This is a genomic window from Pseudomonas baetica, assembly GCF_051216495.1.
Taxonomy (GTDB): Bacteria; Pseudomonadota; Gammaproteobacteria; order Pseudomonadales; family Pseudomonadaceae; genus Aquipseudomonas; species Aquipseudomonas baetica_B.
Map to the genome: position 1 here is coordinate 1 of NZ_JBPKAM010000149.1, position 10,613 is coordinate 10,613.

The 10,613-nt window shown below is 59.7% G+C and carries 9 protein-coding genes and 4 tRNA genes; 3 read left to right on the plus strand and 10 right to left on the minus strand.

Going from position 1 to position 10,613, the window contains the following annotated elements; genetic code table 11:
• The 6 genes from ACSFE6_RS29175 to ACSFE6_RS29200 form a co-directional block, all read right to left on the minus strand.
• Positions 1 to 2,569: DUF6531 domain-containing protein (locus tag ACSFE6_RS29175; RefSeq protein WP_435430848.1), on the minus strand; the 2,569-nt coding region annotated here is incomplete at its 3' end.
• Between the two features lie 219 nt (positions 2,570 to 2,788).
• On the minus strand, positions 2,789 to 3,196 hold the full coding sequence (locus ACSFE6_RS29180; RefSeq protein WP_435430849.1) for a sel1 repeat family protein: 408 nt from the start codon (positions 3,194 to 3,196) through the stop codon (positions 2,789 to 2,791).
• The gene (locus tag ACSFE6_RS29185; protein WP_003223109.1) at positions 3,197 to 3,568 is read right to left on the minus strand and encodes a hypothetical protein; all 372 of its coding nucleotides are present in this window, start codon (positions 3,566 to 3,568) and stop codon (positions 3,197 to 3,199) included.
• On the minus strand, positions 3,565 to 3,906 hold the full coding sequence (locus ACSFE6_RS29190) for a helix-turn-helix domain-containing protein (protein ID WP_435430850.1): 342 nt from the start codon (positions 3,904 to 3,906) through the stop codon (positions 3,565 to 3,567). The genes ACSFE6_RS29185 and ACSFE6_RS29190 overlap by 4 nt, the downstream gene beginning before the upstream one ends.
• Positions 3,907 to 4,020: 114 nt before the next feature.
• Positions 4,021 to 4,476, minus strand: coding sequence for a YkvA family protein (locus tag ACSFE6_RS29195; RefSeq protein ID WP_435430851.1), 456 nt, complete (start codon positions 4,474 to 4,476; stop codon positions 4,021 to 4,023).
• A 293-nt stretch (positions 4,477 to 4,769) separates the two neighbouring features.
• The gene (locus tag ACSFE6_RS29200) at positions 4,770 to 5,483 is read right to left on the minus strand and encodes an FKBP-type peptidyl-prolyl cis-trans isomerase (RefSeq protein WP_339556493.1); all 714 of its coding nucleotides are present in this window, start codon (positions 5,481 to 5,483) and stop codon (positions 4,770 to 4,772) included.
• A 269-nt stretch (positions 5,484 to 5,752) separates the two neighbouring features.
• On the opposite strand from ACSFE6_RS29200, the gene ACSFE6_RS29205 reads away from it, so the two are divergent.
• Together ACSFE6_RS29205 and ACSFE6_RS29210 are read left to right on the plus strand one after the other, a co-directional pair.
• Positions 5,753 to 7,555 (plus strand): di-heme-cytochrome C peroxidase, encoded by a 1,803-nt coding sequence (locus tag ACSFE6_RS29205; protein ID WP_435430852.1) that lies wholly within the window; start codon positions 5,753 to 5,755, stop codon positions 7,553 to 7,555.
• A 16-nt stretch (positions 7,556 to 7,571) separates the two neighbouring features.
• The gene (locus tag ACSFE6_RS29210) at positions 7,572 to 8,708 is read left to right on the plus strand and encodes a catalase family protein (protein ID WP_435430853.1); all 1,137 of its coding nucleotides are present in this window, start codon (positions 7,572 to 7,574) and stop codon (positions 8,706 to 8,708) included.
• Between the two features lie 195 nt (positions 8,709 to 8,903).
• Here ACSFE6_RS29210 and ACSFE6_RS29215 read toward each other — a convergent pair.
• The 4 genes from ACSFE6_RS29215 to ACSFE6_RS29230 form a co-directional block, all read right to left on the minus strand.
• A tRNA-Asp gene (locus ACSFE6_RS29215) sits at positions 8,904 to 8,980 on the minus strand.
• Positions 8,981 to 8,995: 15 nt separating this feature from the next.
• Positions 8,996 to 9,071, minus strand: a tRNA-Val gene (locus ACSFE6_RS29220).
• A 198-nt stretch (positions 9,072 to 9,269) separates the two neighbouring features.
• Positions 9,270 to 9,346, minus strand: a tRNA-Asp gene (locus ACSFE6_RS29225).
• 19 nt (positions 9,347 to 9,365) lie between these two features.
• Positions 9,366 to 9,441: transfer RNA gene (locus ACSFE6_RS29230), tRNA-Val, on the minus strand.
• A 159-nt stretch (positions 9,442 to 9,600) separates the two neighbouring features.
• Between ACSFE6_RS29230 and rdgC the strand changes: the two genes are divergently transcribed.
• Positions 9,601 to 10,521 carry a recombination-associated protein RdgC gene (rdgC, locus tag ACSFE6_RS29235; protein ID WP_435430854.1) on the plus strand — a complete coding sequence of 307 codons (921 nt, stop codon included), beginning with the start codon at positions 9,601 to 9,603 and terminating at the stop codon, positions 10,519 to 10,521.
• The last annotated feature ends 92 nt before the right edge of the window (positions 10,522 to 10,613 follow it).

Sequence of the window (10,613 nt, forward strand, 5' to 3'; positions counted from 1 at the left end):
CGCTGGGCAGCGTGGTCTGCAACAGGCGGCCGACGGCGTCCCACTGGTGACGGGTGATGGCACCGAACTCGTCCTGGGTCGTGGTCCGCCGCCCCAACGCGTCGTAGGCAAACTGCCGGCGCCCGCCCTCGGGCAGGGTTTCCTCGAGCAACTGGCCGAGGCCGTTCCAGCTGAACCGATGCAGGCTGCGGTCCGGGTAGCGGATCAGCACCAGCCGCCCTTGCGCGTCGTATTCGTGGTAGGTGCTGTGGCCGTCGGGGTCGATCAGCCAGGTGAGGTCGCCCTGGGCATTGCGCTGGTAGGTCCACTTAGCTTGGCCGCGATAGCGCGCATGCAGGAAACCGTTGCGGTATTCGTAGGACGTCGGCTCGTCCTCGGGCGGAATCAGTGCGATCAGCCGGCCGACGTCGTCGTAGCGGTATTCGGTGACCGCGCCGAGCGCATCCTGTTCGGCAATCAGCCGGCCCTGGGCGTCGTAGGCCTGGCGCTGTTCACCGCCGTCGGCTGCGACCCGCTGCACCAGCCTTGCCTGCTCGTCGTGGACATAGTGTTCCTGACTGCCGTCGGCGTGCCGGAGGGTCACACCGCCGGCGTCGTCCCAGACATAGCGCGTGTCCATCTGCGCAAAGGAGGCCCAGTGGCGAATACAGCGCGCGGCCTGGCCGGCGCGCTCCCACTCCCAGTAGAAACTCGCGCCGCCGGCCAGTTGCCGTTGCAGGATGACGTGCTGCTCGTCGTAGTCGTAGCGCTCGGACTCACCGGCGGCGTTGGTCGCCGCGACCAGCCGGCCGCGGGCGTCGTAGCGGTAGCTGACCAGGGTCTGTTCGGTGTGCCAGGCCTGTTCCAGGCTGGCGGCGACCTGAAAGCGCTGGTAGTCGACGGCGATCAGGTGCTGGCGGTCGTAGCGCAGGCGCAGGCAGCGCCCGGCGCCGTTGTCCAGGCGCTGGAGGCGCCCGGCCAGATCGCGTTGCACGGTCAGGCGGTTGCCGTAGGCGTCGCTGATCGCGCTCAGCTGGCCGTCGCGAAAGTGGTAAAACCGCGGCGACTCACCGGCCAGGGCCAGGATCAGTTCTTCCGGCTGATCGCCGAGATAGATCGCCGCCCGCGACAGGCTGTTGTGGATCGTCGGGCGCGCATGGCTCGGCAGGGGAAACGGTGTGCGGCGGTTTTCGGCGTCGATCCACACCACCGTGTCGCCGTCGAGTTCCAGGCGCTGGCTCAGCGAATGGCTCCAGCCGAAGCCGAGACCGCTGTCGATCTCCACCGCGCTGGTGCGGTACAGGCGGGTGAACTCAAACGGCAAGATGCCATCGAGCACGCCATCGTTGAGGGTCAGCAGTTCTTCGCCGGTGACCAGCGATACCGGGCAGCCGTGGGTCTGGGTGAGAGCCGCGGGCTCGGCGCTGTCGCCGTTGGGATTTTTGGCTTGAGCCGGAGTGTCGTCGTGGGGTTCGTCTTTTTTCAGCGTGGTATTGTTGCGAGCTTTCCAGCGAAGTTGCATCCGACCTTTTTTCAGCCCCGCCGCGACGCCCCGAGCGGCGACTTTTTTGTAATGGTCGACGTAGCCGATCAAGGCGTTGAGGATCGAGAACAGCGATTCGACCAGTCTCGTTACCGCATTGATCAGCGACGCACCGTGGCGCGCTAAACGCATCGTCAGATAAGTGATGCCTGCCCCGGCAGCGGCAATGCTCAGGACAACAGCGATAAGGATGTCGATCAGCAACTCCACCACCAGCGTCGACACGACCCTGGCGGTTTCGCCGGCAATCACGCTGGGTGGCTGCATCTCCAGCCAGAGGCTGGCGCAGCGCAGCAACAGACACAACACCGCCTCGTCACTGGCCAGCAGTTGCAGGTTCGCCATCGCTTGCGGCATGTCTTGCGCCAGTTTCTTCAGTTGCTCGACACCGCTACCGAGTCGATCAGCAAACTGGCCCGGATCCTGAAGAATGTCCGACAGCAGCTTGATGCCGTCCCACACGCCCTCGATGGCGGCCCAACTGCCGGCCAGCATTCCGTTGCCCACGGCCAGCAAAGGCGATTGCGACCACTGTGGTTTGACGCCGTTCCACTCGCCGCGCAGCCACCTTTCCAGTGACTGCGTCAGTCCATCGTAGGATCGGAAAAGCTCATCCAGTTGCTCCGACGTAACCTCGTTTTGCACCCGCAAGCGGTAAGACTCGCCGGCTAAGCAACTGAACTGCCCCTTACCGTTTTCATCGAGAGTAATCGACGTCGACGTGCCGCTGCTCAGCGCGATCACGTCGACCTGAATCTTCCCCAGCGGCACGTCAGACACCGACTCGAACCTGCTCTCGATCTGCAGCGGTCCGCCTTTCGAACACTGCGTAACCGTTGAGATAAAGTCGTCATCACCGCTGCTGACCACAGTGGTGGTATTGCCAAACTGGATCACACGCTCCATGCCAAACAGCGAGGGCATGTCCGCGGCATGGCTGACCCGGTCGGCGGTCTGGCTGAACCAGCGCGAGAGCTGTTGGCGGTAGAGCGTCAGCGTGTTCGGAAAATGCTCGAGCTCCTGCTCGATCCGGGCGATGTGATCCATCAGCCCACCGAAACGCAGGAGGCGTATGTGAAAAACGGGTCGAACATGAGCAGTCCCTCGCGCAGGAAATAGGGCGCGAGGGACTTTGCGGGGGATCAGCGGGGAAAGAAGTCAGGCAAGGAGGTGTTTCGTGTAGGGCGATTCGCTAAAACAACTTCACCCCAAAAAGTGGCGTAGGAGTCACCCCCTACGCCACGCGGATCTATTAGAAATTTGGTGTTACTCCATAGGACGGCGGGAAGCCAGTTCCTGGAGTTTGATGTGCGCAAGCGGATGCCCAGCCTTCGCGGCAATTGCCCAGAATCGCGCCGCTTCTGCCGGATCCGGCGCCTTGCTCGGGGTCCCGGCAAGACTGATCACACCCACTTGATAAGCTGCTTTGCCATCACCGGCCAACGCCGCCAGGCGCAGCAAACGAACCCCCTCTTCCCGCGCCCCCAGACCAACGCCGCGAAAGGTCAGGATGTGGCCATAGAAACTCTGGGCGCCGACATCGCCCAGGTTCGCCATGCGGGCGAACTGCCCCTCAAGCCAGCTCCAGCCTCGAGGGTTGCGCACAAACCACGCCCAATGAAACAGCCTGCGCGCCAGCCAGTAATTGACCCGCGCCTTGAGTCGAAAAAACACTCAGGCCTCCGCCGATTCCGGGTACTCGTACTCGAATACCCGCACCACTTCCGAGGCATGCCAGGATGCAGCAGCAACACCATCGGACGGCCCGGAGAATCGCCCAAGCCGCTCCACGCACTCGAAGAAACCCGTGCGCGGCAGGCGGCTTGCGCCCTGACTGATCACCAGCGAACTGCGCAAGGGTTGCTCGGCCTTGGCGTCCAGCGCCGCCAGATGCTCAAGCGCAGCGGTCAAGGTTTGCATGGCGGGCGTGGGGAGCTGCAAACGCTCCAGCAATGCCCGATAAGTCAGGAGGTGACGCTGACGGCGCGCCTGATCCAGCTCGCCCAGCAATCCGTCCCAATGTTGACGACTGATGCGTACGCTCACGATTCACCCCTCCACCCTGGCACCGTCAATTCCCAGGCCAGGCTGCGGCGAATCGCGGCGTCGGGCTGACGCTCGCCACTTTCGATCATGGCCAGATAAGACGGGCTGATGCCTACCGTGCGGGCGAGCGCCTCGATGGCGATGCCCTTCCCTTCGCGCAAACTGCGTAGTTGATCAAGACCTGGAAGAATCGGGTCCTGGGTTGTCGCATTCGGCGCTGGGGCCGGACGCGACGGTGCTTCGTTGATGCCTGCTGCTTTCAGTAATGCCTGATATTGAGCCCATGGCAGAACCGCGTATTCTGGTTCGCCTTCGCGTGTAATTATCTGAATATCCATGACTACCCCGTAGGACAACAACACTTAGCGAGTCGGCACTTTTCCCTAGAAGTGTAATCCTAACAGCGGCCAAGGTCGCGGGGGGTATCTATCTGTGGATGAGACTTGATCGAATCAACGTTTTTTCGGTCCCTGTAGCTGAAGTTGTTCAGGCGTATCAGGCAAGCGTTCGACCACCGCGAGCTTCTCTGGCACCTGACGTTTGCGCCAGGTGCGAAACGCATTGAGTTCATCGTCGAGAACTTTCATCAACCACCCCAACACAGCGATGTCATCGAGCATGCCGAACATGGGAAGGAAATCCGGAATCGCATCCAGCGGGCTGAGGAAGTACATCAGGCCCGCCACAACCGATATCACGGCCTTGGGACTGATCGCACGATACTCACCCCGCCAGTACGCCAGGCAAAGTGCCTGCAGCAGGCGCAGATCATCCTTGAGCTTACCCAGCCGGTTACCCTGACTGGCCGCTTTACTGGCCACCGCAAACAGCAAGGTCGGCAAGCGCCCACGTGCGAGCAGGCGTCCTGCCAAGGGCAGGAAACGAGCAAAATTCCAGGGTGCTTTCATGGGGTTCTCCCGCGCAAATGTTATCCACACAAATTGTGGATAACCTTGTGAACAGAGCTTCTTTTCACGGCTGAAAGCCCCGCTACACAAGGGCTGGGCTTAGATCGGGCGTTTTTTACTCATCAAAAAAAACCCAATATTTCATTGACTTGGCGCCCTGGCGCGGTTAGCGCCGGCCCTGCAATGGCTATGACTTCAGCCTGCATCATCTGTTCGATTTGTTTACCCGTACCGGACGCCAGATGCAACAACGCCCCGCATGAGCGAGGCGTTGTTTTCGAAGCAGACGCTAATTACTTGGCGGCTTCTTCTTTTGCCGGATCCTTGATGGCCAGCAGCTCCAGGTCGAACACCAGCACCGAGTTGGCTGGAATCGCCGGGCTTGGGCTTTGCGCGCCGTAGGCCAGTTCGCTAGGAATGTACAGCTTGTACTTCTCGCCTACGTGCATCAGTTGCAGGCCTTCAACCCAACCCGGAATCACACCGCTGACCGGCAGATCGATCGGGCTGCCGCGCTCGACGGAGCTGTCGAAAACAGTGCCATTGGTCAGCTTGCCGGTGTAATGCACCGTCACAACATCAGTTGGCTTTGGCTGAGGGCCGTCGGCTTTCTTTTCCACTTCATACTGCAAGCCCGAAGCAGTGGTCACGACGCCAGCTTTCTTGGCGTTTTCCTCGAGGAATTTCTTGCCAGCGGCTGCCGACTCTTCGCTCATCTTGGCCATGCGCTCTTCAGCACGCTTTTGCAGCGCTGCGAAGGCTTCAACCAATTCTTCGTCTTTGAGCTTCTGCTCTTTTTTGCCGACGGCATCCTCGATGCCCTGGGCTACGGCTTTGGAATCCAGGTCATCCATGCCTTCCTGAGCCAGGCTCTTGCCCATGTTCAGGCCAATGCCGTAGGAAGCTTTTTGCGCCGGGGTTTTCAGCTCTACGCTGGTCTGCGAGTCACAACCCGCGAGTACCAGGCTAACCAGGGCCACCGCCGCCGCCAACCGATGCTGTTTCATGCTATTTCCTTGTTCATTCGCCTAAAGGGCAATCGAGTAAAGCCGCGAGCTTATCAGGCGGCCACGACCAATGGCTACCGGCATGAGAGCCAGAGATTTCCGATAAGTTCAGGTGTTTAAACGCTTTTCGCAGTGTAGATGATGAAACTTCTGTCATCTGGATACCACGGAGAAAGATTTCCCTTCCCACAACATCTGGCGTAATGGCCACTTGCCGCCCAACCGGCGCTCAGGCATAACGGAAAAACAAATCGACAAGGATGTTCATCTTGCGCCTCTTATTCCGCTTGCTGGTCCTGATCGTTGTTCTGCTGGGTGTGGCCCTCATCGTGGTCTTGTACTACGTTGCCAACCCGAAACTGCCGCTCTGGACACCTGCGCAACAGGTGAACTACCTGGAGCAATGGAGCGCCGACGACCGCCAAACCTATTACTTCACGCCTCAGGGCACTCAGGTCAAAGGCTTGCGTTACGACTGGTTCACTGCCCTTGAACTGCCCTTCTCACAACAACGTTTTGCCGCTCCCGAATATCTCGCGCGCTTCGGCTTCCTGATCGACCCCAACCAGAAACCCACACCGGTTAACCCCGGCAACCTGCCCGTCGGTTTCGCCCGACATCAAAACCCCGGCAGTCCCGATACATTTCTGGATATTACCTGCGCCGCTTGTCACACCGGGGAGCTGCGTTTCAAGGGGCAAGCCGTGCGCATCGACGGCGGCTCCGCACAACATGTACTGCCTTCCAGTGTGCCTACGCTGCAAGGGGGCAGCTTCGGACAGGCATTGGTCGCAAGTCTGGCCTCGACTTACTACAACCCATGGAAATTCGAACGTTTCGCCCGCAAGGTGCTGGGCCCTGACTACGAGGTCCGGCACGAACAACTGCGCAAGGAGTTCAAGGGCTCCCTCGATACCTTCCTGAAAGTGGCCTGGAACGACACCCATCGCGGGCTCTACCCGACGGAAGAAGGCCCGGGACGCACCGATGCTTTTGGACGCATTGCCAATGCCAGCTTCGGTGATGCGATTTCCCCCGCCAACTATCGCGTAGCCAATGCCCCCGTCGACTATCCGCAACTGTGGGACATGTGGACCTTCGACTGGGTCCAATGGAATGGCTCGGCGCAGCAGCCCATGGCGCGCAACATCGGTGAAGCCCTGGGCGTGGGCGCCACGCTGAATTTTTTCGACAAAAACAGACAACCGCTGATGGGTGAAGATCGTTATCCGTCCAGTGTTCGGGTGCGCGATCTGCACTTGATCGAAGAAACCCTGCAACGGCTGGAACCACCCGCCTGGCCAGAAGCACTGCTGGGAACCATCGATAAACCCCTGGCCGCCAAGGGTCGTGCATTGTTCAGCGAAAACTGCGCCGGATGCCACGTACCCCGTGCGACCCAGGGCGAAGGTCGATACGTGCAACACCTGAAAATGCTGCCGGTGGATTACATCGGCACCGACCCTGGCGCCGCCAACAACGTCGCCGATCACCGCTTCGACCTGACAGCGCTGCAATGGAGCCAGAAGGAGCTGGAGCAACTGGATGTCGAGCCCAAGCCCACCGTACCGCTGGACCTGAGCCAGATGTCGGTGGCCAAGGGACTGGCCTATGTCACGGCCTTCGTCGAAAACCGGGCATATCGCGAGGCTGGCATTACCCCGGCCGAACGACCGGGGATGGATGGCTTCGGACTGCCGATCGGTGTCCGCGAGTTGCGCGCCTACAAGGCTCGGCCATTGGCGGGTGTATGGGCAACAGCACCGTTTCTGCACAACGGTTCAGTACCCAGTATTTATCAACTGCTCTCACCGCAGGATGAGCGCGCGACGACCTTCTACAAAGGCACCTTCGAATACGACCCGAAACACCTGGGCTATCGCACCGAAGCCTTTACCAATGGTTTTGTGTTCGACACGCGCATCACCGGCAATCACAACAGCGGTCACGAATTCCGCTCCGGGCAACTCGGCAACGGCGTAATTGGCCGCTTGCTGCAGCCGCAGGAGCGCTGGGCATTGCTGGAGTATCTGAAAGTGTTGGGCGGGCCATTGGAGTCTCAACTGCCATGATCAAAAGGAATGCCGCATGCTGAAGACTCTCTGGCTGCGCCTGGGCGCATTACTGGGCAAGACGCTGCTCTGGTTGTTGGGACTTGGATTGCTCGGCTGGGCGCTGGCCTTGGCGTGGTTTGCCTGGCAACACCGCGGGCCGGTATCGGCGCAGGAACTGATACCGGATGGCGAAGCGGCAATGACTCAGGATGTCATCCAGACCGCCGTGCGCATCGTCGACCAGCACCGCGAAAGCACCCGCTATCTGCGCGATGCCCACGCCAAGGCCCATGGCTGCGTGAAGGCAGAGGTCCAGGTGTTGCCGGACCTGGCGGGCGACTTGCGCCAGGGTGTGTTCAGTGAGCCCGGCAAGACCTGGCAAGCCACCCTGCGCCTGTCCAACGGCAACGCCTATCCGCAGTTCGACAGCATCCGCGATGCCCGGGGCATGGCGATCAAACTGCTCGATGTACCGGGCAAACAATTGCTGAGCGATCAGCAACAACGAGGCGAACAGGACTTCGTGATGTTCAGCCATCCGAATTTCTTCGTTAGCGATGTCGCCGAATACCGTCAGAATGTCGCTGCCCAGGCGGATGGCAAAAAGATGATGGCGTTCTTTCCGGGGTGGGACCCGCGCACCTGGCAGATTCGTCACTTGTTCATTGCCCTGGCAACGCTGTCTCCTGCCCCGCCGAGCCCGACACAAACAACTTATTTTTCGGTTTCACCCTACAAATTCGGTGAGGCCAATGCCAAGTTTCGTGTAATGCCGGATCCGGACAGTTGCCCAAGCTACGCCTTGCCAGCGCAAAACCAGAAGTTGCCGAACTTCCTGCGCAGCGCGCTGAATCAACAGTTATCCACAGATCGAGTGCCTGCGTGCTTCGTGTTGCAGATCCAGCGCCAGGATGCGAACAAATACATGCCGATCGAAGACACCAGCATCGAGTGGCGCGAGAGCGATTCTCCCTTCCAGACCGTGGCGCGGATCACCGTACCGGCACAGGACTTCGACACACCGGCGCTGAACCTGCAATGCGATAACCAGTCGTTCAATCCCTGGTTCGGCCTTGAGGCGCACCGCCCCATCGGTGGCATCAACCGATTGCGCAAAGCTGTTTACGAGGCCGTCAGTGATTACCGGCACGCCCGTAATGCCGGGCTGTAGGAGCGAGCTTGCTCGCGATGGAAGTCAACGATGACGTAGGCAGTCTGAATACCCGTATTGCCCGGACGTTTTTCGCGAGCGAGCTCGCTCCTAGAGAAAACGGGCAGGATTACCAAACTCCAGACGACAAAAAGCCCGCATAAAGCGGGCTTTCCGTGTGGTGACCTGGCGTTCAGTGTTCCAGGTTACCGAATATGGCGCAGCGGACGGGACTCGAACCCGCGACCCCCGGCGTGACAGGCCGGTATTCTAACCGACTGAACTACCGCTGCGCGAAGCGTTGAAAGTGGTGGGTGATGACGGGATCGAACCGCCGACATTCTGCTTGTAAGGCAGACGCTCTCCCAGCTGAGCTAATCACCCTTTACCTTCGTTGCGGGGCGCATTATGCCACAGGTTTTCATAAAATGTTGATTTAATTGATAAATTTTTCAAAAAATCTGAAAACCGGTGAAACGACGCGTCCTGCAGAAACAACCATCAAACTGCAGACAGAAAAAAACCCGCATCAGCGGGCTTTTCCGTGGTGACCTGGCGTTCAGTGTTCCAGGTTACCGAATATGGCGCAGCGGACGGGACTCGAACCCGCGACCCCCGGCGTGACAGGCCGGTATTCTAACCGACTGAACTACCGCTGCGCGTAACACTGAAAACGAATGGTGGGTGATGACGGGATCGAACCGCCGACATTCTGCTTGTAAGGCAGACGCTCTCCCGGCTGAGCTAATCACCCTTCGCTTCGGTGTGGCGCGCATTCTACGGAGCGACCCAACCTCTGGCAAGCACTTTTTTAATTAATTTTTTCATGCCTTCCAAAGGCTTAGAGAAGGGTTGGCCTATGGCACCGTGAAGACAATAATGCCCCCCTTTGTATAAAGGAGAGAGTTAACCCATGTGGTTCAAGAACCTGCTTATCTATCGCCTGACCCAAGATCTGCCTGTTGATGCCGAGGCGTTGGAAACTGCACTGGCCACCAAACTGGCGCGCCCATGTGCAAGCCAGGAGTTGACCACCTACGGTTTCGTCGCACCGTTCGGCAAGGGCGAAGATGCACCGCTGGTGCATGTCAGCGGCGACTTCCTGCTGCTCAGTGCACGCAAGGAAGAACGCATCCTGCCGGGCAGCGTCGTGCGTGACGCAGTGAAGGAAAAGGTCGAAGAGATCGAGGCCGAGCAAATGCGCAAGGTCTATAAGAAGGAGCGCGACCAGATCAAGGATGAAATCATCCAGGCGTTCCTGCCCCGCGCCTTTATCCGTCGCTCGTCGACCTTCGCCGCCATTGCGCCGAAACAAGGCCTGATCCTGGTCAACTCGGCCAGCCCGAAGCGTGCCGAAGACCTGCTGTCCACCCTGCGTGAAGTGATCGGCACCCTGCCGGTTCGCCCGCTGACCGTGAAGATGTCCCCGACCGCCACCATGACCGAGTGGGTCACCACCCAGAAAGCCGCGGACGATTTCTTCGTACTGGACGAGTGCGAACTGCGCGACACCCACGAAGACGGCGGCATCGTGCGTTGCAAGCGCCAGGACCTGACCAGCGAAGAAATCCAGCTGCACCTGAGCACGGGCAAAGTGGTCACGCAGTTGTCGCTGGCCTGGCAAGACAAGCTGTCTTTCGTCCTCGACGACAAGATGGTGGTCAAGCGCCTGAAGTTCGAAGACCTGCTGCAAGACCAGGCGGAACAGGACGGTGGCGACGAAGCCCTCGGCCAGTTGGACGCCAGCTTCACCCTGATGATGCTGACCTTCGGCGATTTCCTGCCTGCATTGGTTGAGGCGTTGGGTGGGGAAGAGATTCCGCAGGGGATCTAAAGCCTTGTGATATCTATTGTGGGAGCGAGCCTGCTCGCGAATGCGGTGTATCAGTCGATATAGGATTGACTGACCCGCGCCTTCGCGAGCAG

Excerpts from the sequence above, each read along its gene's own strand:
- ACSFE6_RS29210 (WP_435430853.1), top strand. The coding sequence starts at position 7,572 with ATGCTGAAGACTCTCTGGCTGCGCCTGGGCGCATTACTGGGCAAGACG.
- ACSFE6_RS29200 (WP_339556493.1), bottom strand. The coding sequence starts at position 5,483 with ATGAAACAGCATCGGTTGGCGGCGGCGGTGGCCCTGGTTAGCCTGGTA.
- rdgC (WP_435430854.1), top strand. The coding sequence starts at position 9,601 with ATGTGGTTCAAGAACCTGCTTATCTATCGCCTGACCCAAGATCTGCCT.
- ACSFE6_RS29195 (WP_435430851.1), bottom strand. The coding sequence starts at position 4,476 with ATGAAAGCACCCTGGAATTTTGCTCGTTTCCTGCCCTTGGCAGGACGC.
- ACSFE6_RS29190 (WP_435430850.1), bottom strand. The coding sequence starts at position 3,906 with ATGGATATTCAGATAATTACACGCGAAGGCGAACCAGAATACGCGGTT.